The sequence below is a fragment of the Halarcobacter sp. genome (genome assembly GCF_963675975.1).
Lineage (GTDB): Bacteria > Campylobacterota > Campylobacteria > Campylobacterales > Arcobacteraceae > Halarcobacter.
The window spans coordinates 572,452-598,594 of sequence record NZ_OY780939.1 but is presented as its reverse complement, the minus strand read 5'-3'; the positions used below and the strand labels follow the sequence as shown (position 1 = coordinate 598,594).

General features: G+C 23.1%; 26 protein-coding genes. 20 read left to right on the top strand and 6 right to left on the bottom strand.

The window, feature by feature from the left end; translation table 11 throughout:
- Window positions 1-8 precede the first annotated feature (8 nt).
- The gene (locus tag ACKU3H_RS02820) at window positions 9-731 is read right to left on the bottom strand and encodes a hypothetical protein (RefSeq protein WP_320035466.1); all 723 of its coding nucleotides are present in this window, start codon (window positions 729-731) and stop codon (window positions 9-11) included.
- A 134-nt stretch (window positions 732-865) separates the two neighbouring features.
- On the opposite strand from ACKU3H_RS02820, the gene ACKU3H_RS02815 reads away from it, so the two are divergent.
- The 7 genes from ACKU3H_RS02815 (at window position 866) to ACKU3H_RS02785 (ending at window position 5,625) form a co-directional block, all read left to right on the top strand.
- Complete coding sequence (locus tag ACKU3H_RS02815) at window positions 866-1,171, top strand: hypothetical protein (RefSeq protein ID WP_320035465.1); 306 nt, start codon at window positions 866-868, stop codon at window positions 1,169-1,171.
- Window positions 1,158-1,574, top strand: a complete 417-nt coding sequence (locus ACKU3H_RS02810; protein ID WP_320035464.1) for a hypothetical protein — start codon at window positions 1,158-1,160, stop codon at window positions 1,572-1,574. Before ACKU3H_RS02815 ends, ACKU3H_RS02810 begins: the two co-directional genes overlap by 14 nt.
- Window positions 1,564-1,896 (top strand): hypothetical protein, encoded by a 333-nt coding sequence (locus tag ACKU3H_RS02805; protein WP_320035463.1) that lies wholly within the window; start codon window positions 1,564-1,566, stop codon window positions 1,894-1,896. Before ACKU3H_RS02810 ends, ACKU3H_RS02805 begins: the two co-directional genes overlap by 11 nt.
- Window positions 1,897-2,309: 413 nt before the next feature.
- Window positions 2,310-3,416 (top strand): site-specific integrase, encoded by a 1,107-nt coding sequence (locus ACKU3H_RS02800; RefSeq protein WP_320035462.1) that lies wholly within the window; start codon window positions 2,310-2,312, stop codon window positions 3,414-3,416.
- Window positions 3,417-3,519: 103 nt separating this feature from the next.
- Complete coding sequence (locus ACKU3H_RS02795) at window positions 3,520-4,158, top strand: hypothetical protein (RefSeq protein WP_320035461.1); 639 nt, start codon at window positions 3,520-3,522, stop codon at window positions 4,156-4,158.
- Window position 4,159: 1 nt separating this feature from the next.
- Window positions 4,160-5,059 carry a nucleotidyl transferase AbiEii/AbiGii toxin family protein gene (locus ACKU3H_RS02790; RefSeq protein WP_320035460.1) on the top strand — a complete coding sequence of 300 codons (900 nt, stop codon included), beginning with the start codon at window positions 4,160-4,162 and terminating at the stop codon, window positions 5,057-5,059.
- Window positions 5,060-5,247: 188 nt separating this feature from the next.
- On the top strand, window positions 5,248-5,625 hold the full coding sequence (locus tag ACKU3H_RS02785; RefSeq protein ID WP_320035459.1) for a helix-turn-helix domain-containing protein: 378 nt from the start codon (window positions 5,248-5,250) through the stop codon (window positions 5,623-5,625).
- A 380-nt stretch (window positions 5,626-6,005) separates the two neighbouring features.
- On the opposite strand, the gene ACKU3H_RS02780 is transcribed toward ACKU3H_RS02785, so the two are convergent.
- Window positions 6,006-6,287, bottom strand: coding sequence for a hypothetical protein (locus ACKU3H_RS02780; RefSeq protein ID WP_320035458.1), 282 nt, complete (start codon window positions 6,285-6,287; stop codon window positions 6,006-6,008).
- 682 nt (window positions 6,288-6,969) lie between these two features.
- On the opposite strand from ACKU3H_RS02780, the gene ACKU3H_RS02775 reads away from it, so the two are divergent.
- The gene (locus ACKU3H_RS02775; protein WP_165811705.1) at window positions 6,970-7,122 is read left to right on the top strand and encodes a hypothetical protein; all 153 of its coding nucleotides are present in this window, start codon (window positions 6,970-6,972) and stop codon (window positions 7,120-7,122) included.
- Between the two features lie 302 nt (window positions 7,123-7,424).
- On the opposite strand, the gene ACKU3H_RS02770 is transcribed toward ACKU3H_RS02775, so the two are convergent.
- Window positions 7,425-8,243, bottom strand: coding sequence for a phosphodiester glycosidase family protein (locus ACKU3H_RS02770; RefSeq protein ID WP_320035457.1), 819 nt, complete (start codon window positions 8,241-8,243; stop codon window positions 7,425-7,427).
- Window positions 8,244-9,305: 1,062 nt separating this feature from the next.
- The gene (locus tag ACKU3H_RS02765) at window positions 9,306-9,944 is read right to left on the bottom strand and encodes a phosphodiester glycosidase family protein (RefSeq protein WP_320035456.1); all 639 of its coding nucleotides are present in this window, start codon (window positions 9,942-9,944) and stop codon (window positions 9,306-9,308) included.
- 1,161 nt (window positions 9,945-11,105) lie between these two features.
- On the opposite strand from ACKU3H_RS02765, the gene ACKU3H_RS02760 reads away from it, so the two are divergent.
- The 3 genes from ACKU3H_RS02760 (at window position 11,106) to ACKU3H_RS02750 (ending at window position 17,925) form a co-directional block, all read left to right on the top strand.
- Entirely contained in the window at window positions 11,106-13,265 is a 2,160-nt protein-coding gene (locus ACKU3H_RS02760; protein ID WP_320035455.1) for a hypothetical protein, read from the top strand.
- A gap of 2 nt (window positions 13,266-13,267) precedes the next feature.
- Window positions 13,268-14,221 (top strand): restriction endonuclease, encoded by a 954-nt coding sequence (locus tag ACKU3H_RS02755; RefSeq protein WP_320035454.1) that lies wholly within the window; start codon window positions 13,268-13,270, stop codon window positions 14,219-14,221.
- Between the two features lie 80 nt (window positions 14,222-14,301).
- Complete coding sequence (locus ACKU3H_RS02750) at window positions 14,302-17,925, top strand: hypothetical protein (RefSeq protein ID WP_320035453.1); 3,624 nt, start codon at window positions 14,302-14,304, stop codon at window positions 17,923-17,925.
- A gap of 35 nt (window positions 17,926-17,960) precedes the next feature.
- Here the strand turns inward: ACKU3H_RS02750 and ACKU3H_RS02745 are convergent, their stop codons facing one another.
- Entirely contained in the window at window positions 17,961-19,184 is a 1,224-nt protein-coding gene (locus tag ACKU3H_RS02745) for a hypothetical protein (protein ID WP_320035452.1), read from the bottom strand.
- A 507-nt stretch (window positions 19,185-19,691) separates the two neighbouring features.
- Between ACKU3H_RS02745 and ACKU3H_RS02740 the strand changes: the two genes are divergently transcribed.
- The 7 genes from ACKU3H_RS02740 (at window position 19,692) to ACKU3H_RS02710 (ending at window position 24,784) form a co-directional block, all read left to right on the top strand.
- A complete protein-coding gene (locus ACKU3H_RS02740; protein ID WP_320035451.1) occupies window positions 19,692-19,856 on the top strand; it encodes a hypothetical protein in 165 nt (54 codons plus the stop codon).
- Window positions 19,857-20,263: 407 nt separating this feature from the next.
- A complete protein-coding gene (locus ACKU3H_RS02735; protein ID WP_320035450.1) occupies window positions 20,264-20,410 on the top strand; it encodes a hypothetical protein in 147 nt (48 codons plus the stop codon).
- 90 nt (window positions 20,411-20,500) lie between these two features.
- Complete coding sequence (locus ACKU3H_RS02730) at window positions 20,501-20,722, top strand: hypothetical protein (RefSeq protein ID WP_320035449.1); 222 nt, start codon at window positions 20,501-20,503, stop codon at window positions 20,720-20,722.
- A gap of 33 nt (window positions 20,723-20,755) precedes the next feature.
- A complete protein-coding gene (locus tag ACKU3H_RS02725) occupies window positions 20,756-20,962 on the top strand; it encodes a hypothetical protein (protein ID WP_320035448.1) in 207 nt (68 codons plus the stop codon).
- Between the two features lie 1,507 nt (window positions 20,963-22,469).
- Window positions 22,470-22,934: a hypothetical protein gene (locus ACKU3H_RS02720; protein ID WP_320035447.1), complete on the top strand. Its 465-nt coding sequence runs from the start codon at window positions 22,470-22,472 to the stop codon at window positions 22,932-22,934.
- 112 nt (window positions 22,935-23,046) lie between these two features.
- Window positions 23,047-23,367: a hypothetical protein gene (locus ACKU3H_RS02715; RefSeq protein WP_320035446.1), complete on the top strand. Its 321-nt coding sequence runs from the start codon at window positions 23,047-23,049 to the stop codon at window positions 23,365-23,367.
- 1,102 nt (window positions 23,368-24,469) lie between these two features.
- Window positions 24,470-24,784 carry a hypothetical protein gene (locus tag ACKU3H_RS02710; RefSeq protein WP_320035445.1) on the top strand — a complete coding sequence of 105 codons (315 nt, stop codon included), beginning with the start codon at window positions 24,470-24,472 and terminating at the stop codon, window positions 24,782-24,784.
- Window positions 24,785-24,803: 19 nt separating this feature from the next.
- On the opposite strand, the gene ACKU3H_RS02705 is transcribed toward ACKU3H_RS02710, so the two are convergent.
- Window positions 24,804-25,187, bottom strand: a complete 384-nt coding sequence (locus ACKU3H_RS02705) for a hypothetical protein (RefSeq protein ID WP_320035444.1) — start codon at window positions 25,185-25,187, stop codon at window positions 24,804-24,806.
- Between the two features lie 110 nt (window positions 25,188-25,297).
- Here ACKU3H_RS02705 and ACKU3H_RS02700 point away from each other — a divergent pair, with 110 nt between their 5' ends.
- Together ACKU3H_RS02700 and ACKU3H_RS02695 are read left to right on the top strand one after the other, a co-directional pair.
- The gene (locus ACKU3H_RS02700; RefSeq protein ID WP_320035443.1) at window positions 25,298-25,522 is read left to right on the top strand and encodes a hypothetical protein; all 225 of its coding nucleotides are present in this window, start codon (window positions 25,298-25,300) and stop codon (window positions 25,520-25,522) included.
- A 139-nt stretch (window positions 25,523-25,661) separates the two neighbouring features.
- The gene (locus tag ACKU3H_RS02695) at window positions 25,662-25,991 is read left to right on the top strand and encodes a hypothetical protein (RefSeq protein ID WP_320035442.1); all 330 of its coding nucleotides are present in this window, start codon (window positions 25,662-25,664) and stop codon (window positions 25,989-25,991) included.
- Window positions 25,992-26,143 lie beyond the last annotated feature (152 nt).

The window sequence follows — 26,143 nt, the reverse complement described above, 5'->3', positions numbered from 1 at the left end:
TTTGAGTATTAATCATAATCTTTTATTACTTTATATGTAATATCAAAATTAGTAACTTTAAGAACTTTTATTCTTAATCCTTTAAATCCAATTAATGCAGTACCATCTTTATCTAATTCATATTCTATATCTTGAGTAAATGCAGGTCGAGCCATATTATTTTTAAATTCTCTAAAAGAAATTTTTATAATATTGTTTTTTTTACCTTGATATAATGCTATATATTTGAAAGAATCTTCTTGAAAAGATGTTGATTGTGTAATCTCATATTTTACTGGACTATTTAGTTTCCCATAGTCTGGAGTGCCAAATGCACTAAAATGAGTAAATTCTTTATCATTGTTTAAATCAGTTAAACAAATCCAAGTTGTGTAGCACATTGCATTAAATTTATTATCAACTTTTCTTAATTTTTTTATATATTTTTGTTCAAATTGATTTTTTATTCCTGCACTTGTTTTTGTAGATGCAGAACTATCAACCCATATGCTTCCTTCTTTACCTATTGCTATATCTTTTAGTTTTATATCGTAAGTATCGTCATAATACAAATATGATTTAGAATACATATTTTGACCAATTTCAGTAGTTGTGATTATATTTAAATTAGGTTCATTAATATTTACATATTTTTTTTTGAGATTTGAATCTGAATGTATATAGAGAGGGAAAGAACCTGCACAGCCAGTAAAGATAGAAACAATTATTGCAATTAATATTGTTAACTTCATAATTTAAATCCTTTTTATATAAAGAAAGTTTTATAGTCTTTTTAAAATAATAATAGTATAGATTAATTTAACTTTATTGTAGATATTTGTTTTATGGTATAATATAACTAAATTATACTATAAAAAGGCTATTTATGATTATAGATATTGATGAAGAACTTTTAAAAGAAATTAAAAAGATTGTAAAGGATAGTAACTTATCTATCTATGAACAATTAGAACAAATAAAACCACTTACAACAGATAACACTCTTCAACAAGCAAGAAAGATAAAAACTCAAAGAGTTAAGCAATCAATCCAAGAAACAATTAAAAGCCTTTTAGATGAAGATATGAAGCCTACAAAGTATCAAATACATAAAAGAACTGGTATTGCTTATGTTACTATAAATAAATACTATGATGTGATTATTGATGAGGTGCTAAATGGAAATGACTGATAAACATAGAGATTTTATAATCCTTAGAGCAGAGGGAATAAGCTTTGATAAAATTGCAACTAAATTAAAAGCTTCAAAACCTACATTAATACAATGGAGTAAATACTATGAAGATGAGATTAAAGACTTACAGTTTCAAGCCTTTATCGAAATAAAAGAGGCATACAGTTGGAATAAAAAGAATAGGTATGAGACACTACTTAAACAACTTGATAAAATAGATGATAGTATTTTAAATGCAGATTTAAAAAATGTATCTATTAAAGACTTATATACAATAAGAAATGATATTTTATTTCAAATAGATAGAATTGAAAAAACAGTTAATGCAGATACAAAGATAACTCTTACCAATGAATTTGGAACAAAAGAAAAGTTAGATATTAAATTAAATGAGATTTAACAACAATATACAACAACTAAAAAGATTAAAACCTTTAAATAGATTAGAGACTAATCCAAGAGGTAGAAAAAGTGAATATATAAACCAAGTGGAACTTTTAAACTATTCATCAAGTTTATGCTTATTTTGTGCAAGACTTTTAAGAAATGAAATATCAATCCCTAACAAAGAATTTAACTTATCATTAGTTGGTAATGAGATTATAAAACTAAATAAACTATTTTCAGAAGATGATTATTACTCTTATAGTGAATATACCAAGAAAAACACAAAAGAGTTTTTTAAAAAAGTAGGATTAAAACCCAAACATATAAAAAACTAAATAAAACCAATACTTTACCAAAAATCTATCTTGTTATAAAATGTTGATAAATGTTAAGTTTTTGTTAGATTTTGTAAAAATGATGTTATTTTTTGTATAAAAGAAATTCTTAAATATCTTAATAAAAAAGTGATAAATTAATTTGAAGTTATAAATAGGTTAGAAATGGAGTTTCAAAATGTAGCTTAAACAGAGGCGTAAGCCCCTATTTAATGGAAATAACGAATTATTACAGCCTAGATTCGTATCTACAAAAAAACGTTATTTTTAAATCTCATCATAACTAATCAAAACTTCTCTATAGCCCTTAAAACCTTTATTTCTATGTTATACTTCTATTATCAGATTTAAGCATATTTTATTATATTTTTGCTTTTATGGATAGAAATAGGCTAGAAAAAGAGGAGATTAGTTTGATTAAATCTAAGCGATACACTGGAGTATATTATAACGAATTATCAAAAGGAGATAAAGCTTTTTATTTTACATATAGAAAACCTGATGAAAGAAAAATGATTTGGGTTAAAGTTGGTAAGTATTCAGAAGGTATGAGAGAGAATATAGCTTTTACTTTAAGAAGTGAACAACTAAGTAAAATAAAACATGGTGAGGATATTACAATAGTTGCTAAAAAGAAAAAAGTTGAATCGATTACATATGATAAAATAGCTCAATTGTACTTCAAAGATAAAGAGACTAAAAAAGAAAGAATATCTAGATATGAAAAATATATAAAACCTATTTTTGGTGATATGGATATTAATAGTATTGATAAAATTAAAATTAGAGCTTTTCTAAAAAATATTGTATCAATGGGAAGAACACCTCAAACAGTAAATGGTATTAGAGAACTTTTTTCAGCTATTATAAATCACAATATAAAAGAAAGAGGATTGAAATATATTAATCCTTGTCTTGGAATTCCTAGATTTAAAGTAGATAATGGTAGAGAAAGATATTTAACACTAGATGAAATTAATTTATTAAAAGAGCAATTAGATAAGAGGTATGATTCTTTTTTAGTAAATCTATTTTTAGATATATCATTACAAACAGGTGGAAGACTTGAAACTATATTACATATCCAAAAGAAAGATGTAAATTTAGATAATGGAACTATTACATTAAAAAATCTAAAAACAGATAATACATATACAGGTTTTTTGCAAGAAGATTTAGTAAATAGATTAAAACCATATTTATTAGAGTTAAGAATGAATGATTATGTAATAAGTTTTACAAATGAACACGAGAGAAAATTAACATCTAAAAATATTCAAAGTAGAATAAAACCAATACTAGATAAGTTATTCAATGAGGGATTAGATAGTAAAGATACTAGAAATAGAGTTGTTTTACATACTTTTAGACATACTTTTGCTTCACATTTAGCTATAAATGGAGTTCCTATATTTACTATTCAAAAATTAATGGATCATAAGAAAATAGAGCAAACAATGAGATATGCAAAACTAAGTCCTGAGAATGGTAAAAATGCTGTTGTTGGATTGTATAAATAAAACTTTATCAAAATTAAGTTAATTTGAACTAAATAATATGATAAATGTATATTATGGTGTTCAATATAGCTTAACTTAAGTTTAAATTATATATAGTTGTTTTATGAATATATTTGATATAAAAAAAGAATTAACTCTAAACACTTTTTCAGTAGATATGATAAAGAGTATTTTAGAAAAAGAGTACTCTCAACCTATTCAAAAAATTAATACAATGGTTAAAAAGGGTGAATTAATTCAATTAAAAAAAGGTATTTATACTTTTTCGCAGGATTATAGAAGTCATACTTTAAATTTAATAGCAACTGCTAATATGTTATATAAACCATCTTATGTATCATTTGAATATGCTTTATCTTTTTATGGCTTAATACCTGAAAGAGTATATACAATTACATCAGCTAGTGTTTCTCGTAATAAAGATTACGAAACACCATTAGGAAGATTCTCATATAAAAAAGTACCATTAAGAGCATATCCTTTAGGTATTGAATGGAAATTTGATGAAAATGATGGAGGATATATGATTGCAACAGTAGAAAAAGCACTTTGCGATAAAATATATTCTGATAAAAGAGTCTCAAATATTAAAAAAGATGAAATATTAAGTTATTTAGAAGATGATTTGAGAATTGATATAGATGATTTAAAAAATTTAGATAGTAAGCTTATATGGAAAATTTCTATGGCGTATTCATCAAAAATTTTACAATCTCTAGCTTCAATAATAAAAAGGAGTTAAATTGGCAACAACACATCCACATATAGAATCAATGTTAAGTAAATATGATTTAAAAAAAGATGACCTATTTGAAGCATTAAGAGAAATTTTACAAGAGATTGTATTATCAGCTTTAGCGGATGCAGGTTTTTTTAAACACGCAGTATTTTATGGAGGAACAGCATTAAGAATTCTTTACAATTTACCTCGATTTTCTGAGGATTTAGATTTTTCATTAATAAAGCCTGATTCCTTATTTGACCTTTCAAAGTACGAAAAAGCAGTACTAGATAAACTTCAAGTTTATGGATTTGAAGCAGAAGTACAAACGAAAATAAAAGATACAAGTGCTGTACAATCTGCTTTTTTAAAAGGTAATACTCTTAAACATTTAATAGCTATTAATGCTCCTGAGGATATTGTAAATAAAATTCATTCAGGAAAAGTATTAAAAATTAAATTTGAAGTTGATACTAACCCTCCCGTTAATTTTAATGATGAAGAAAAACTACATTTATTACCAAGTCCTTTTATGATTAGGACTATGACACCATCATCTTTATTTGCAGGAAAAATGCACGCTCTTCTTTGTAGAGGTTGGCAAACTAGACCAAAAGGTAGAGATTGGTATGATTTAGTTTGGTATGTTCAAAATGGATATGAATTAGATTTATTTCATCTTGCTACAAGATTAACTCAAGGATGTAAAGCATTAGAAAGTATTGATGAAGAATTACCAAATTCTATTGAAGAATATTCAGAAGAGATTATCAAAAATTTATTACAGAAGAGAATTGAAACTCTTGATATAGAATTAGCAAAAGATGATGTAAGAAGATTTATTTCTGATGAAAATGAACTAAATATTTGGAGTAAAGAGTTTTTTCGTGCTATTGCTAATATGGTTAAATTTGCAAAGTAACTAAATATTAATAGATAGATGATTCGTAATAAGTAAAGTTAAATCTCGTATTACAAGTGGTGAAAATTCGTAATGGTGTTTTTATGATTTTAGAATATAAGTAAATTTATTATACATAAACTTGATTTTTTAAAATATATAAATATAGTCATATGTGACATATTTTATAATATTAAGAGGATTCTATTATGATAAGACAAGAGCTAATTGAAAAAGTTAAATCAAGGAAAAAAGAAGTAAAAATCACAATTGAAGATTTAGCAGAAGTATCAGAGCTTGGAACAAAAACACTATCAAGATTTTTTGCAGGACATGATGTAAAATTAAGCACTATTGAAAAACTTACACAAACTTTAGGATTAGACCTTGCTGGAAATGAAATAGTAGATATTGAGACTTTAAAAGAAAGAAGAGCAGAATTAAAAGCTTTACAAATAGTTTCATTAGTTCAAGATACAAGTTCTTTAGAAGAACAAGGATTAGAGCAGGAAAATATTAAAGACTTATTAAAAGAGACTAAAGAACTGTTTTTAACTGGAAAGTATAAAATTAATTTGTGGAAATAATAAATAATAACTCATAACTTGTATGCCAAACTTTGAAGAGTGTAAGGATGAGTATAAAAAACTTTATCCTGATTATTCAGAAAGTGAATTAAAAATATTATTTAATTTAAGGGTAGAATTTTGGGAGTGATTAATTGAAAATTATGATTTATTTTTTAAATAAAAAATATGAAAGCTATAATTTATTATAGAAAATCAACTGATAGGGATGATAAACAAGCAAACTCATTAGAACATCAGCTATGAAATTGTAGAAGTATTGCAAAACTTAGAAATTTAGAAGTGATTAAAGAAATTTGAGAAAGCAAATCAGCAAAAACTGAATTCACAAGAGATTGATTTAATGAACTTATAAAGATATGTAAAACTTGAAAAGTTGATTACATTATTATTGATGAACCTAAAAGGTTATCAAGAAATAATATTGATACTTCAAGAATAATAGATTTATTAGATAAAAATCTACTAATAGGAATTTTATGAACTTCAAGAGAATATAAATCAGATAGTTCAAGAGATAAGTTTTTATTACAACTAGATTTATCTTTATCAAAAATGGATAATGAAGATAGGGCAAAAGATATCAAAGATAAAATGAATAGCTGTATTGAGCGTACTGGAAGATTTTTATGAAAAGCCCCATATTGATATAAAAATATCACAATAAAGAAATGACATAAAGAAATTGTTATAGATAAGTTAGAAGCTAAAATTGTAAAAGAAATATACTCATTAAGAATTGAAAAAAAAGCATATAGTACAATTTGAAATATTTTAAAAAAGAAGTATTGAAAAAAGACAAATTTATTATTTGAACCAAGTAGATTACAAAAGCTAGTAAGAAAAAGTTTTTATTATTGAGTTTTTACATGGAAATGAAAAGATATTATTTGAAGTCATAAGCCGATAATCTCAAAAGAGATTTATGATTTAGCTAATTGAATATGAAAATGAACATATAATGAAAAACAAACTTTAATAAAAAGAGAGTATAAGGGTTATACTCTTAAATGATTTGTAAAAGATTCATCATGAAGATATTTAACAAGCACCGTAAATAAATGAAAAACATATTATTGTTCACAAACTAAAAGTGAAGTTAGAGTAAATATTAATGAAGATTTACTTTTTTATAAAATATGAGAACTTATAAAGAAAATTGAATGAGTTTCTAGACCTTTGCAAGATATAGATAAAAAGATTATCTTAGAAAAAATCAAAAAAGAAAAATTAAACAATTTTAATGATATTTGAGTCCTTGATTTAAAAATTGATGAATTAAGAAAAAAGAAAGACAAAATTCTTGATTTAAAAATTGAAAACATAATAGATAACGAAACTTTTTTGAGAAAAAGTAATGAAATTGAAAATCAAATTAAAGATTTTTTAGATGAAAAAAATAGTTTAAAAAAAGATGATTTTGAAGAAAAGACCAAAATAGAAATTGAACTAGCTGGAAGCCTATATCTAGGCTATTTTAGAGCTAATTATGAATGAAAAGCATACATTATCAAAAAATTAGGGATTGAACTTTTAGTAGGTACTAAAAAAGAGCTTCAAATAGCGGAAAGTCCGTTATTAAAAAGCTCAAAAATTCTCAATTTCTCTTTTGGTACTTCTGAGAGCTTTGACTATAAAGAATATTTTAAAGAATTAGCTAAAGTTGATTCAGATGAGTTAAAAGAATTTTATGAATTTATGAAGAAAATTAATTAAAAATAGACACAAAATTTGTGTCTATTTTTTATAATATGTCAGTCAATAAATTTTAAATTTATATTTAAACTACGACTAACTTTTTATTTTTTTGTTACAACAATTATCTGAGGGATTTTTCGATAATCTGGGCCAGTACCTTTTGAGCCGTAAACCTTTGTATTACCAAAAGCTAATTGACTTGAGCCAGAACCATCCAACATTACCATAGCATCATCGTATATACCAAGGTCATTCATTATGCTACGCATTTCAGATTGTCTTGCTTGCGTGCCATGAACGATATACATAATTGGGTTACTAGAATTGGAGTGATCGACACCAATAAAAGTTCTTCCTATTGATGCCCAGCCTGATTTACCTTCTGCATAGGCATCTAGTCCTACAATTACATTTTGATAGGAGTTTGAGTTAAAGCGACTATCGGAGTAATTCATCACCAAAGCACACTTATAACCACTCGCACACTTATCTTTAAAGGCAACCATTTTACGGTCATTTTGATAACCATTCGATGCGCCTGTAGTTAACACTGTACCATTTGCTTTCAATGGAAATGATAACTTGGTCGTTGAGCCTGACAAGCTTTCAAAAAAAGCTCCATTGCTAACAGAAAGTGCATTAATTCCTCCACTGAGAATATTCCAGTAGGAACTCAGTAGAGCTTTCCCAAAATATTCACCTGATTTATTGCCATTCATCAGCTTGACATCAACATGTTTCATATTAATACGCTGTACGTAAATTTCCCCCAATCCTAGACCATAATCATTATCTTTCTTATAGATACCTAAACCAGCTTGGTTTGATACTAAATCATACTCATGCAAGTTATTTGCATTTGCTTGAGTAGTGAATAAAGTTGTTGCGACTAAAGCAGATAGAATTATCTTCTTTATCATTTTTTCTTCTCCTGAAAAAATTGAGTAGGATTAAATTGTTATACTTAACAAATGTAAGCCATAAATTTTATTGATTTTTTAATCATTGTCAATATTATCTTTAATAATTATTATATAATTATTAATTATGGATTTTTTAAAGCAATGAATATTGTTATGTGAGGTATGAAATACAGACTTATGATTACTATGAGTTACATGTAACTTTATATTTGAAAACATATGATATTTTTTTATTTTTTGAACTATTACAAATAATTCAATATTTTTAACTATTATACATTTTATATTATTATGATTATTCTTTTATGTTGCATATAAATATATAAACAATAAAAAAATTGATTATTTTTTTATGCTTTTATTTTTATTTTCTTTATTCTTTTTGAATGCTAAATATATAATTTTTGTTATTATATTAGATATTATACTATATTTTGTTGGATATATTTTTAAAAAATATAATAATTTGAAAAAACTATCAAATAAACAACTTCGTTATTATTTTATGTATGGTAAATTTATTCCTATTTTAGGTTACTTATATAGTTTTAGGATATGACTTACAAATAAGCTTTCGGTAAGACAATTATTTACAGGAGTTATTATTTGAAGTATGAACTTAATTTTTTCTTTCATTATAATTTGATGATTTTTAAATAATTTTGACTGGTTTTATCGTTCAGAGATTTTAAATGATAATTTATGGTGGCAGAACGAAAGGTTACTATATACTGAAATTTGACCTTTTTTAATAATATATTTTATTTGAATAATTTTGTATTTCACTAAATTTAGAAAAATATAAATAAAAACTACAAAGAATTTTCTTTGTAGTTTTTTGTATTGCAAAAATTTCTTAATAATCAGTTTTGGTACTTCTGAGGACTTTGACTATAAAGAATATTTAAAAGAATTAGTTAAAGTTGATTTAGATGAGTTAAAAGAATTTTATGAATTTATGAAGAAAATTAATTAAAAATAGACACAAAACTTGTGTCTATTTTTTATAATATGTTAGTCAATAAATTTTAAATTTATATTTAAACTACAACTAACTTTTTATTTCTTTATTACAACAATTACCTGAGGAATTTTTCTATAATCTGGCCCTGTACCTCTTGAACCATAAACTTTAGTGTTTCCAAAAGCTAATTGACTTGATCCTGAACCATCAAGCATTACTATTGCATCATCATAAATATTTAGGTCATACATTACTTCACGCATTTGTGATTGCGTTGCATTAGTGCCGTGAACTATATACAAAATTGGTGTACCAGTATTAGAATGGTCAACGCCAATGAAAGTTCTCCCTAAAGGGAATGAACTAGACTTATCAGCATAAGGACTTAACCCAACAATTATGTTTGAATAAGAACTTGAATTTAGAATGCTAGTTGAATAGTTCATAACTAATGCACATTTATATCCATTTGCGCAGGTATCTTTAAAGACAAGCATTTTTCTTTCATTTGGAAAATCATTTGATGCCCCTGTTGTTAATGTATTACCATTAATCTTTATAGGGAATGATAATTGAGTTGAAGTGTTAGATAAGTCTTCAAAAAATGCACCATTGCTAACCGATAGAGCATTTATATTATCTTTTAGAATTGTCCAATATGAGCTTAATGTTGCTTTGCCAAAAAAATCTCCTGATTTATTACCATGCATAAGTTTAACATCAACATGCTTCATGTTAATGCGTTGTACATATATTTCGCCAATTCCATAGCTACCATCCTTTTTATAAATTCCGAGACCTGCTTGGCTGGATAATAGTTCATATTCATCCAAGTTATTTGCATATGCATTGTTGATAAACATTACACCAGCTACTAATGATGATAAAATCATTTTCTTAATCATTCTATTTCTCCTAAATGAATTTTGATTTTGTACTTACAAAAGGTAAGCTATAAACTTTTATTGATTTTTTTATTAAAGTCAATATTCTTTTTTTATATTATTATTTAATTTTAAAATGATGAATTTATTAGAACAATGAATATTAATGTGTAGTATTTGAAATACTAGTTTATGATTACTAGGAGTATCATGTGATTTTATATTTGATAGTTTAAAATACTTTTCTTTTTTCTCAATCATTATAAATAACTCAATATTTTTAATAATTATTCATTTTTTAGTTTTATTATTATTCTTTTATTTACAATATTTATTATTTAATAAAGCTAAGAGTAAGTATTTTTATATTTTATTATTTATTTGTTCTTTATTTTTTATAAATATAAAATATTTAGCTTTTGTAATTTTATTAGATTTAGTTCTATATTATATAGCTATTCTTTTTAGTAATTATTCTAATTTTAAAAAACTATCTATCAAGAAATTAAATTTTATATTTATGTATTGAAAATTTATACCTTTTCTATGATATTTATATAGTTTTAGAATTTGACTTACAAATAAACTAAAATTTAAAGACTTAATTATGTGAATAATAACAGCAAATATTAATTTATTATTTTCTTTTATTTTAATTTTTTCTTTTTTAAATTATTTTGATTGGTTTTATCGTTCAGAGTTTTTAAATGATAATATCTTGTGGCAAAATGAGAGATTATTATATACTGAAATTTGACCTTTTATAATAATATATTTTATTTGAATAATTTTATATTTCACTAAATTTAGAAAAATATAAATAAAAATCTCTTAATTTTCAAGATTGGTATTTCTGAGAGCTTTGACTATAAAGAATTAGCTAAAGTTGATTTAGATGAGTTAAAAGATTTTTATGAATTTATTAAAATATAAGATTTAAACTTCTTACCATGAAATTGATTTTAGTAACAAAAAAGATATAATGTAAAAAATAATTTTAGGAATAGCATTATGAAAAACTTATTAGTATCTTTTGAAAATTGTTATGGAATAAAAAGGCTAAATGAAACTTTTGATTTTACAGAAACAAATACTTATGCAATTTATGCTCCAAATGGTATGATGAAATCATCATTTGAAAAGACATTTTATGATTTAAGTAAAGGTAAAGATACAAGTGATTTAGTATTTCCAAGAAGAACTACAATTAGAAATATACAAGATGAAGATGGAAATGATATATTAAATAATGAAGTTTTTACAATAAAACCATATAATGAAACTTTTGAAACTGAAAAGTTATCTACTCTTCTTGTAAAACAAGATTTAAAAAAGCAATATGATGAAATATATACTGAGTTAGATAAGGAGCAATCAAATTTTATTAAAAAGCTTAAAAAAACTTCTTTAAGTAATGATTGTGAAGAAGAAGTACTTGATACATTTAGGGAAAATGATAAAGAAACTTTTTTAGATATTATAGAAAAAATTTCACCTATTTTATCAAAAGTTACAAAAAATACTCATACCTTTAGATACAACGATGTATTCGATAAGGGTGGCAAAGTTAAAGCATTTTTAGATAAAAATATTAAAATTCTTGATAAATATATAGAACAATATGATAACCTAGTAGCTCATTCAAACTTTTTTAGTCAATCAGATAATTCATTTGGAACATTTCAGGCTAAAACAATTATGAAATCAGTTGAAGATGATTCATTTTTTCAGGCAGGTCATAATTTACAATTAAATGATAAAAGTACTATAAAGTCATCAAATGAGTTTAATTCATATTTAGAGAGTGAAATTGAAAAAGTTGTAAATGACCCTGAACTAAAAAAACTTTTTGATAAAGTTGATAAAGCAATTACAGGTAATGTTGATTTAAGGAAATTTAAACAAGTTTTAGAAAATGATAATTTATTATTGATAAAATTAAAGGATTATGAGTCTTTTAAAAAAGAAACATGGTTAAATTTTTTATTGGATCATACGACTGATATAGAAAGTTTAATTGAATTATATAATGATAAAAAAGAAGAAATTAAAAGAATTATTGATGAGGCTAAAGATACACAAACTGAATGGAAAAAAGCAACAGATGAATTTAATGAAAGATTTAAAGGTTTACCTTTTACATTAAATATCAAAAATAAAGAAGATGTTATTTTAAAAACAAATACACCATCTTTAGAGTTTATTTTTAATGATAGTGAAGAAAGTACAAATATTGATAAAGATAAATTACTTAATGTATTAAGCCAAGGAGAAAAAAGGGCTTTATATCTTTTGAATATTATTTTTGAAATTAAAGCTAGACAGAAATTAGATTCAAAAACTATTTTTATTATTGATGATATAGCAGATTCATTTGATTATAAAAATAAATATGCAATTATAGAATATTTAAAAGATATTTCTAAAACAGCTAAGTTTTATCAATTAATTTTAACGCATAATTTTGATTTTTTCAGAACACTTGAAAGTAGATTCATAGGTCGTAAATTTGCTAGAATGGTAAATAAAACAAGTGATGGGATTGAGATTGTTAATGCAAGTTATTTAAAACCTTTTGATTATTTTAAAAGTAATTTACATAGTGATGAAAAAATACTTTTAGCTTCAATTCCATTTGTTAGAAATTTAGCTGAATATATTGGTAAAAAAGATGAATTTAATACTTTAACATCACTATTACATATTAAAAGTGACACTAATTCAATAACAATGAAAGATTTGGAAGATATTTACAAATCTATTTTAGCCGATAAATCTAGTTTAGTTTTAAATAATCATACAGATAGTGTATTTTCACATATATATGATTGTGCTGATACTATTTTAAGTGAAACATCTAATGCAATCGAACTAGAAAGTAAAATTGTTTTGTCTATTGCAATTAGATTAAAAGCTGAAGAATTTATGATTTATACTATTAATGATACAACACTCACAGATGGGATTACTAGAAATCAAACTTTAGAATTGATAAAAATATTTAAAGATAAATTTCCAGATGATTTGGAAAATATTGAATTATTAGAACAAGTAAATCTTATGACACCTGAAAATATACATATAAACTCTTTTATGTATGAACCAATACTTGATATGGATAATCAAAGATTAAAAAATTTATATAATATTTTAAAAGATAAGGAAAATTAATAATGCCAATACTAGATTTTAAAGAAATACCACAAGCTAATATAGGTAGTGGTAGGCAAGATACTTTTGAATTATTTACGAGGGATTTCTTAGAATTTTTAGGTTATAAAATTATTAATGAACCTGATAGAGGTGCTGATGGAGGGAAGGACTTAATTGTAGAAGAAATTAGGATAGGTATAGGAGGGAAAACAAAAATTAGATGGCTTGTGAGTTGCAAACATAATGCTCATAGTGGTAGTTCAGTTTCTCCTAGTATTGAATCTAATATTAGAGATAGAGTTGAAACACATGGTTGTCAAGGTTTTATAGGTTTTTATTCTACATTAGCAAGTTCAGGGTTATCAACAAATTTAGAGGGGATGAAAAGCTTTTTTGAATGTCAAGTTTTTGATAATGAAAAAATTGAGCATAAATTATTATCATCTTCTGATGGATTAAAGCTTGCAAAAAGATATTTTTCCAAATCTTTTGAAACTTGGGAAGTAGAAAATCCTAAACCTGCAAAACTATTTTTAGAAAAGCCAAGTTTAAAGTGTATGGTATGTGAAAAAGAATTACTATTACATAATGATTATCGTGGTCTTATTTGTATGTGGTCTAAAACTGATGAAAATGGAAATGAATTTATAAAAGATTTTACTTGGTCTTGCAAAGGTCAATGTGATAACATATTAGAAAGTAAACATAGAAGTCTATATCCAAATTATGAATATCATAATTCTTGGGAAGATATATCAGATGTGATGATACCATCTGTATATTTAAAATGGATTATGACTATTATTAATCAACAAAAGTCAGGTACTATTTATGATGATGAGGCATTTGAAAATATGAAAGAATTTTTATTACAAGTTTTTCATCATGTTTCTAGACATCTCACTAAAAAAGAAAAAGAAAGACTTGAAACATTATATACTATTCCATCTTGGTTAGGTGGAATGGGAGATTAAATATTTTTATGTTGCTTATTATTTAAATTGATTTTGTTTAATATAAAGTTACAATATAAAAAATAATATAAGAAGTTTTAATGAATATAACAAAAATAAATTCATATTTTAAACCTAAAATATCTAATATGGAAACTGAAAAAAAAGAGTCTATGAATTTTCAATTTCTTACTCCTTCAAAAAATGCAGAAAAGGTTGAGGTGTATGTAAACTCATTAAATGAAGCATTAGAATGTAAAGATGTTACAAATATTGCAATTTCTGGTTCATATGGAGCTGGTAAAAGTAGCTTTTTAAAAACTTTTGAAAATGAAAATCCACAATATAATTTTTTAGATATATCATTAGCAACATTCAAAAAAGAAGATAAAGATTTATCTTTAATAGAAAAAAGTATACTTCAACAAATTTTTTATAAAGTTGAACAGGAGAAAGTGCCATTCTCAAGATTTAAAAGGATTAATAAGATAAATTATCTTAAGTCTAAATCATTCTTACTTTTAATAACTATAATTTCATTATTAATTTTTTTTGATACAAAATATATAAATTCTTTAGAATTTATTCAATTTTTAAATTCTGAAAAGTTAAAATTATTTGGTACTCCATTATTGAAATTTTTATCTTTTTTTATTTTACTTGGTGGAGGATTCTTCTTTATAAAAAGTATGATTCATAGTTTTACAGGAATAACTTTAGATAAGTTGAATCTAAATAATTTAGAAATAAGTACAAATAAACCTGATGAGAATTCTTTATTGAATAAATATTTAGATGAAATTCTATATTTTTTTAGTGCGACAGAATATAATATAGTTGTATTTCAAGATTTAGATAGATTTGAGAATATAGAGATATTCACAAAATTGAGAGAATTAAATAATTTTATTAATAATTCAGAACAAGTATCTAAAAAAATAGTTTTTTTATATGCTATTAAAGATGAAATGTTTACAGAGGGTGATTCAAGAACTAAGTTTTTTGATTTTATGATACCAATAATTCCTTATGTTAATTCATCAACATCATATGATAAATTATTAGAGTTTTTTGAAAATGATTTAAATAAATATGATGGAAATAAAAAAAATGATTTTATAGATTTTCTTCGTGATATCTCTTTATATATTAAAGATATGAGGTTATTAAAGAATATATATAATGAGTATAAAATTTATGATAAAAAAATTGGACGGAAGCTTGATAAAGTAAAATTATTAGCAGTAATGGTATATAAAAATTTTTATCCTGAAGATTTTAGTTTACTGCATAAAGATCAAGGAATAGTATTTAATGTATTTAAAAATAGAAATAAATATGTTAAAGAGATTGATAATAAATATATTAAAGATATAGAACTTTTAAAAAATAAAATAAAACAAATTGAAAAAGAGCAAGTAAGTAATATAGATGATTTAAGAAAAATATATGTATTTTCTTTGATAAAAAAAATTGGGAATAATCCATCTCAGTTAAGAGCTGATAATCATAATATACTCTTTAATGAAGCTATAAGTGATGAAAAATTTGAATTAATTAAGAATTCAAAAAATATTAGGAATCCAAATTATTCTTATAATGCTATTTCATTTGAAGATATAGAAAATGAAATAAATGACCTTAGTTATGATGAAAGAGAAAAACTTATTATTAATAAAAATAATACAACTATACAAAATCTAAATCAAGAAATAAAAGACTTAGAGAAGAAACAAAAATCATTAAATTCAAAAACAATATCAGAGTTATGTCTTTCCGAAAATATGGATAGTATTATTGGTAAAGATATTATAGATGATAAAGGACTGTTGAAATTCTTAATTCTTAATGGTTTTATTGATGAAAACTATTACATGTATTTATCATATTCTTTTGAAAAGAGTTTAACATCATCAGATACGGAGTATCTGAAATCAGTGATAAATAATATAGGTATCTCTTATGATTTTGCTTTAACAAATTTAAAAGAAATTGTTAATAAATTAAGAATAAATGAATTTAAAAAAAGCTCAGTACTTAATTTTAATTTATTAGATTATTTACTAGATAATAAGTCAATATACAAAAAACAATATGATTCAGTTATGTCACAACTTATTGAATTAAATGAAAAATCATTAGATTTTATTTTTCAATATCTTAAAATATTGCCAAAACATAATGTTTTTATAGTAGAAATTGTAAAAAAATGGAATGGTTTTTGGAAATATATTTATAATGGAAGTTTTACATCAGAAGAAAAAGAAGATTTTTTTTATCAAATATTAATGAATATTGCACCTAAAAATATAATATCTCTTAATATTGACGAGACTTTAAAAAACTATATTGAAAATTTATCTAAAATAAGAAGTTTAAGTGAAGAAGAAAATAATTCATTTAAAGAATTATTAAAGCTTTTAAATATTAAGTTTAAGAATTTAAATGAACCAATAGAAAATATTTCTATTTTCAATTATATTTATGATAATAATCATTATATTTTAAATAAATTAATGATTGAGCAAATAATTTTAACAAAAGTTGAAAACAAAAATGAAATTATCAATGGATTTAAAACTAAACATTTAACAACAATTTTAGCTTTTGATAAAGATAGAAAATTAATTCAGAGAATTGAAGACAATATTGAAAGTTATATTGTAGATGTATTTTTAAAGATTGAAACTAATAATAATGAAGATGAAGAGACTTTGATTACATTATTAAATAATGAAGATTTAGATAATGATATAAAGTCTAGAATAATTGATTCACAAAAACTGATTATTCTTGATGTATCTAAAATAAAACATATAGAGGTTTTAGAAGTCTTAATCAAGAAAAATAAAGTTGAAGCAACATGGGAAAATATAAATCAAATATATTTGAAATTTGGTAGTATAAATAGTATTACTATTGATTATTTAAATATTGTTTCTAATTCTGAAAAACTTTCCAAGGTAAGAATAAATAATAAATATTGTGAACAGAATAAAAATTTTAAAACAAAGTTATTAAAAAATATTTTAGAATCAAATGAAATTGAAGATTCTTCATATAGGTTACTAATTAAATCAAATGCTTATTGGTATGCTAGTTTTGATGTATGTAATATAGGTGAAGATAAGATTGATATATTATTAGAAAATCAGAAGTTACAACTTAGTAAAACAAATATTGAAAAATTAATTGAATGTTCTATATCAAAATATATTATATTAATAGAGAATAATTTTAATGATTTTATAAAAGATTTTGAAGAACTTAGTGATTTATTATCAGAAGAAGATTATATCAAATTATTAAAATCTTCTAAATTAAAAACTGAGCAAAAATTTTATTTAATTAATTTATTAGATATAGAGTCTTTTGATATTAAAGAAGATATTGCACTACTTTTAGGAAAATTATATTTAGAAAATAAAAAGTCTATGTCATTTAATTTATTAAAGAAAGTTATATCACATATCTCTGATGATGATAAATTAAAATATTTAATTTATCAACTTGAAATTAATAACTTTACAGCAGTTGAAATATCTAACTTATTAGGTACTTTTTCTTCTCCATACAATAGGTTATGTTCAAAAGTTGGATCGTATGAAAAGATTCAAAATTCAGAGCAAAATATTAGATTATTAAATGTTTTAAAAAATAGTAATTGCATATCTTCTTTTAGTATTAAAAGTAAGGATATTCGTGTTAATAGATTTAAAGGTTAGAATTCCTAAATAACTTATAACTTTGAAGTTATAAGTTATTTTTTACATAAATCATTGATTTCTTCTAAATTAATTAAGCTTTCAAACTTTAAAGCTTCAAGCTTAACATCATTATTATCAATCTTGATTTTTTCAGTAAGAAATTGAGGTTTAATATATGGATTATTAACTATATATCTTTTTAAAAACTCTTTTTTCGTAGAATCTTTTTCACAAATTGAAGTTAATCTAGATTTCATCTTATCTTTTTTCAAATCAGATAGATATTTGTTTTTTGATTTTTCTATATCATATACATAATAATAATCTGAATCAACTACTGGAACATAATATTTTTTTTGGTCTTTAATAAGTATTTTTGGATAACCTGAAAATCTAGTTATATATTCGTTTATTGCTAATTCATATCCAGATTTATTATAAAACTTGCTATATGGAAAAAAACTTGAAAGAATACTTTGTCCCATAATTGTTAAAAATAATAGAGAACAAAAAATACTAAAAAAACTCATTATATATAGAGAAGGTTTAATTATTAGTATAGGTAGTTTATTTAATAAATTAGGATAGTATTTCTTTAAATACCAAGTAGTGATTAGTAGTACTACAAGTTCAACCATACCTAAAATAAATAAATTATTAAAGCCTACATAGATATAGAGTAATAAAGGAATCAATAAAAAGATTATTAATATAGCAGAGAATGAAAAAAATATAGCTAAAAATAAAATTGAAAACATTTGTAATATAACTATTATATGGAAATCTGTTACTTTAATAATTGGTATTCCATATTCTGATAAAGCAAATATTGTAAAAAAAGTGAAACAAACACTAAAAAATCCACTTATAGGTAAATTTATTTTTGAAAAAATTGAAATGTAATTTTTGAAGTTTATTTTTAGTTTAATATTTTCACATACATTTAAGAAATTAATATATGCATTGTTTTTATGAGTAGTATCAAAAAAATAAATAATGATTTTTAAATTGTTTTTCTCATTTATATATGGGTCAAAAATTTTCAAATTGAACTTATCTAGTCTTTCATCATATTGCATTATGACTTTATTATCAGATATTAGAAATACTGTTATAAATTTTTTCTTTTGATTAGATTCATTTTTATATTCTTGAATCTGTTTTTTAATATCTAAAAATTTTATATTCTTAGTTTCATCATTAAGAATTTTATATTTTGAGAATTTTAATAATTTTAACTTTAGTTCTTCATAGTTATATATTAAATCAGTATCCATTTATTTCCTTAATTATAATTTTTGTAATTTTATCAAATGAGATTAGATTATTAAAAAATTATTTCATTTTGTAATATTAATAAGTATTAAATATAAAAACTTGAAAATCTAATACTTTTGTTTATTATTTAACTGCCAAAATATACCAATATGTTAAATTACAGAATCGTAAATATGAAAGGGCAACTTAGTTGCTCGCCTTTCTCGTTTATGATTTTGTAAGCAGAAGGTATGTTTTGGCGAACATTTTTAGAGCTTCTATGTTGCCCTTTTTTGTTCGCTAAAACATATTATTGGTATAGATACTTATTTAATTACCTTTTTATTATGGAAAATAAAGAATTGAAGATTTGTAAATATTGTGCTTCACAAATACCAATAAAAGCTTCTGTTTGTCCTAAATGTCAAAAAGATTTAAGAAATTGGTTTGTTAGACATTGGATAATAACTACTATTTTAGTTTTATTTGTAATATGACAACTTTCATATATCTCTACAGAATCACTTATGGAGTATGAAAATATAAAAAATGAAATTGAAGAAAAATATTCAAAAGCAGATAGTATGTTAAATACTGATGGAAGTAATATAGTTTTAACAAATATGATTAAAGATATGATGAATAATCCAAACTCATATAGTCATATAAATACTAAATATGAATTAGATTGAGAAAATTATGTATTTACAACTAAATATTATGATAATTGAGAAGAAAAAGTAATTACAGCGAAATTTGATGAAAACAATAACTTTATAGATTTTATAAATTAAACTTTATTTTCTAATATAAAAACATGAAAAAACTATTTTTAAATATATGAAAAGGTATATTGTATCTTTACGGGGGTATGTTTATATTTATGAGTATAATAAGCTTACTTGAATGAGGAAATATCATTGTATGATTAATCTCTATAATGTTTTGATTATTAATGTTACCTATAATATATTGAAAAGTTAGAGAATTTATTTTTAACAAATATTCTGATTTATCAAAAGCAAAGTTTGTCACACTTTATGTTGTGATAGTGTTCTTTTGATACATGATTAGCTATTGAATTTTAGAAGGTGGGACAATGAAAAATCAGCTAGAAGAAAAAAATGCAATAGAAAGAATAACTAAATTAAATGTCGAATATAATATAAATGACTCATACACAACAGAAGAAAAATTAGAAATTAAATTAACTCATGAAAATTTGGAAAGTTTAGAAGTAAATTGAAAAAAAATAGATTTAATTGAAAACAGTACTATATATAATTATCCTTTAGAACTTTGAGAAAATAAAATTCAAATAGTTTGAATTAATAAAATGGTAACTAGAGAAATTTCTAAAAATATTGAAAGAATTTCTCCTGAAAATTTACAAGCTAAAGTTGAACAAGAAGAACTTGAAAAACAAAGACAATTAGAAGAGCAAAAGAAAAAAGAAGAAGCAGCACAAAAGCAAAGAGAATTACAAGAACAAGAAAGAGTTAAAACTGCTATAGATAGACTTAATAAAGAAATTGAATCTATTAATAATTTTAATTGAGATACATATAAAGAATCTATTGATAATTTAACAATGGAAGTTGTACTTTTTGGAGCTTATGCAATAATAATAGATGATTATATTAATGATAAAAATGATGAAGTTAAAAAAATTGCAAAACAATTGGAAACAAAAGTTTCACAGCTACAATCTAAAGAATTTCCTAAGATGAGAAAAGCTTATGTTGATTTAGTGGATAGAAAAATGTGGGAACATAATATAGATGTCTATTCAAAATGAAGTTATAACTGAACTATAGAATTTGTTTGATGAACATTTGCAAATAATAAAAATAAATTAGATTTTTATGTGACAATTAAAGATATGTTAGTCTTGTTAAGATTTGATAGGGCAAATTTTAAATGGTATGAATATGATGATGAATATACTTATTGGACAATTGAGAGCAATGTAGATTCAAAAGTAGTAAGAATATCTGAGTAAATTTTAAAAAGATCTCCTTTTATAGGAGTCTTTTTATTTATATCTAATTAGCACATTTGCAGATTCTTAACAAATATGTTAATTTATACATAATAACTTATTTTTTAAATTAAAAATAATGAACTTTGATATATGGGATGATACTCCAAAAAAGAGAAGATACACTAAAAGAAAAAAAGCATATCGTAAATCTAAAAAAGCTACAAAAAAAGAGTTAGACTGAATTACTGCTTGAATTGTTTTGATATTTATATTTTTATATATGACTTATTTTTTATTTATAAAACCAAATATTGAAGCCATTAAATATTACTGAACTATTGTGTGAGTTATATTAGTTATTTTGTGAATAATATTTTTAATATATAAATATAAGAAAAGAAAAAAATCTAAATTACTAGAGCAGGAAAGAGTAGATAATATTCCAACTCTTATAAAAGATTTAGATAATAAAATATCTTCATATAAGCCTTTAAGGTATCATTCAAAAGAAGAACCATATCAAATGGAATTAGCATGATTTTTAAGAAATCATTTTGAAAACTTAGATATTGAAGTTTTTAAAAATGATTCAAGACCTGATATTGTTATAGATGAAATAGCAATTGAAATTAAATGACCTACTAATAAATGAGAATTAAGAACTATTCCAGACAAAATAATAAGATATTTAAAAGAGCGGGATTATCTGTTTATAGTTTTATTTAAAGTTGAGGTTGATGAAAACTATTATAAAGAATGGAAAGAAGATATATATAATACTTTTGAAAATAAGAAAGATAAAATATACATTATAGATTTATAAAAGGGGTAAAGACAACATATTATAAATAAAATATGAAGTCTTTTTTTATTTCTCTACCACTCACCGCGAAAGCTTACAATAAAATTGTAAGTCGTGGATGAGTCAACAACTGCAAAGGCGTTAGTAAATTGATATAAAATCTACTAGATTTTATAATAAAAAAACTCTTCTACTTTTAAATTTTTATTTCATAACAGAATGAAAAATATCATAAGATCTTCTTAAAATTGCAATAGTTAATCCATAAGACTTTTTAGTCGTTACATTCTAATATATTATTTACTTACTCTAAAATTAAATTTTCAATACTTCAAATTACAATTTTATACCAAGTAAAAATCTATTTCATATAACTTTGAAAAAAGCCCGATGAACTAACTAAAGAGGCAAAGCCTTAATAAGAATTAGAGATATTTTTTCTTTTCTTAAAATTTAAAAAGAAGAGTTAAAAACCCTCTGAATCTTCAAAAAAGGCAAAACAATTTTGAAGGATATAAGATGACAAAGTTAGAAATTGAAAATGAGTTTAAAAATGTAACTGGCATAAATGAAGCTAAAAAAGTTTATAAAACTTTAGCTAAGAAGCTTCATCCTGATGTTGGTGGAAGTGATGAAGAATTTAAAATCTTAAATTCTGTATATAATGATTTTATAGAGCATAAAATCTATTTTTCAAATGATAGTAAAATTGATATTGAATTAGAAAAAATCATTAGTAAGATATTACATTTTGAAAATATCACAATTGAACTTGTGGGTTCTTGGATATGGGTTAGTGGCGATACAAGAAATATAAAAGATAAGTTAAAAGAGCTAGGTTTTAAATGGGCTAGTAAAAAAAAGATGTGGTACTATGGAGAAATGAAATCAAAAAATCCAAATCCAAAATCAATGGATGAAATAAAATCTAAATACGGAAGTCAAACTTTTAAAGATAAAGAAAAAAATAAAATAGCAGGATAAAGCCTGCTATTTTATTTTGATAATATTTGAATTTTTAGAGTTTATCAATATTATAAACATACTTTAAATTGCCAAATTCAAAAGTACCATTTTATTTAATAATTATTTGTCTATGGTAAATAAAAAAATTGTAAATATAAAGAATAAAGAATTCCTTACTAGAAAAATTATATATTCTATAATAGTTGCAATATTTGCTTCAATTGTTGTAAGTTTTTCTTCTATATTTGTATTTTCTTTTACTGGATTTTTAATTTTATTTGCAGTTTATCTATTTTCAATATGGGAATTAGAAACTAAAGAATACATTTCATACTATTCAGTGAGAGCAATTAAAAATTTATTTTTCTTCTTACCTTTAGCTGCTATTTTTTATTCAATAGCTTTTACATCAACTATGGTTAGTTCAAGTGAAGATAGTTTGACTGCATGAGCTTCTGCAATATGAGGAGCAATTTGATGATTTATGATTATATTCTTATGTTTAATAATTTGAATAGTTTGAGGATTGATAATTTGAACTTTTGCTAAGAAACCAAAATCAGAACAAAATACTTGAAAGAGTATGTGAATATTATTTTTAGTAGTAATTATATTATCAATCTACTATTTAAATCAACCATCAGAACTAGAAAAAACTTTAAATTGAACTACATCAGAATTAAATAATGATTCAGGATTAGTTACTACATCATGAAGCGGGACTTTGTGAAATAAATCATCAGATGATAAAACTTTTACTAAGTTGCTAGATTTTAAGTTGACAAATTATGTTTTTGTAAATTGAGATTGGTTTGATAACTTTGAGTTTTCATATGACTTAACAAATAACTCATGAAAAGATATTTTGGGATACAAATGAAGTTTTGAAGTTTTTGATATGTTTGATGATAGATTGTCAAAATTTAGTATTGATAGAATATGAGATTTTGGTAGTTGAACAACTATAAGAGAAAAAGGAACTTATTCTTATAATGAATTTCTTAGTGATGATATTAAATTAGCAAAATCTAATTATGAAGATTTAAAATATAAACATACAATTACTGATATTGTATATAAAGATGAATATGATTTTACAAATAAGATTTTTTGAAATAATACATGAACAGATATAAATAAAATTAATTATGAAATCATAAATAAAACTTCAACAGAATGAACATTTCAAAATTATGTTGATTTTACCATTAAAATAACAAATAACTCAGAAAAAGATATAAAAGGTATTAAGTGAAGTTTTTATATATATAATATATTTTGAGAAAAGTTATGAAGTTATGAATTAAATCTTACAAAACAAATTAAAGTATGAAGTAGCTTATCGGAAAGTATGCAATATTCTATAAATGAATATATAAATACTGAATATGAGATTTTTGAGTTAGATTTCAATATGTTAAAATATAATTTTGACATTAAAAATGTAGTTTATATTGAAGAAACGGAATAAACTAGCTAAAATAATTTATTTAGAAAAAAGTTTTAAAATTTTATATACTATAATAACTAAAATTATTAAAAAGGAGTTATGAATGAGTCTTGATTGTAATAAAGTTGAAACTATTGAAGATGTAACAAGTGGATGGAGTTATTTAGATGCAATTGGATTAGGAGATAGAGATAATACTTTAGTAGCTTGTGGACAAGATACTGATAGTAATGGCTATAACGAGCTAAAAGATAAGTATAACAAATATTACTCACACTATCCAGAAAAAGATATAGCAAAAGCAATGTGTGAATGTTGTAAAGAAAAAAATAGTGGTGGAATAGCTAGATATTCATCTGGAACTCAATGGGAACAATTTTATAATTGTTTAGAATCAAAAGGTTTTAAAAAGAAATAGAAAAAATCTATTTCTTTTTTTAGTCATTTAAACCTTTTTCATAAATATTTTTATACTTGATTAGATAATTTTTAATCTCATCAATAGCATTTCTTGGGGCATATTTTAGTAAATCTAGAATTTCTCTAGCTTCTTTTGAATACTTATAATTATAGTCATTTGAATATTCAATTTCATTTGTAAAAAGTTCTTGTTCTCTAACATTTAAAGCTTCAGCAATATAGGGTATTAATTCAATCTTTATTTCTCTTTGATTATTTAAATATCTATAAAAAGTTTGGATAGAGGGTACTTCACCAGTTTGTTTAAGTTTTGGCTCTAGTGATAGAACTTTATCAACAAAATCTTTTTTTGATATGTCTTTTTCAATTAATAGATAATTTATTTTTTCCCAAACTTCCATGATTTTTCCTGATTCCATTTTGGTTAAAATTATCTATATTGTAATTTACTATTAAGTCTAAAATGGTTAATATAATCCAAAATAGATTATAGTTTTTCAAGGATTTTAATATGGGTGTATTAATTAGATTACCTTTTTATCTTTTAGCTATATTTATATGGACTTTTATAGGTGGATTTATATCTTTTGTAAATCTTTTAACTTTGCCTGTATCTGCAATTTTGATTTCTATATTTCCTTCATTTTTTAAAAATTCAATAAAAGACATACTTACTTTGAAGATTTTAAGAAGTGGATATAGGAAAATAAACAATTTTTTAAGATATGGATCTTGAAAGGAAAATAAATGTTATTAAAAAAATTAAACTTTTTAGTTTTAAAGTGGTTATGTAAATGTGGGAATAGTGTTCCTAATGATAGAAACTTTTGTCCTCAATGTGATAGAGAAAAACCATTATATTAAGGAGTTTTAAAATGAAGTATTATTTATCAATTTTAATTTTCATTAGTTCATTAAATGCAAGTAATTTAGATAATGAATTAAAAAAAGAAGTAATTTGTGATACAAGAAAATCTTGTAATAAATTATCTTTAGAAATACAAAAACAAATAGATGAAATAGAAAAAAAAGATAAACTCACAATTGAGGATAAAAGATCAAGATATTATTTGAAAAAAGAATTAATAGCAATTGAAAATCAAAAGCAAAAAAATGAATCCATAACTCTTATAGAACAAAATAAAACTATAGAGGATAATAAGAAGATAAAAGAAAAATTAGAGATAATAAAACAGTCTATGTAGGATAATAGATATTTTTTGATAAAAAAATGTTTATATGATAAAGTATATAATATATAAAGCTTTATAAATTATCTATGTGAGAAATACCTAATTGATTAAATGATTTAAATAATCAAGATACTCAAAAAAATACTAGTGAGATTGATATTCAA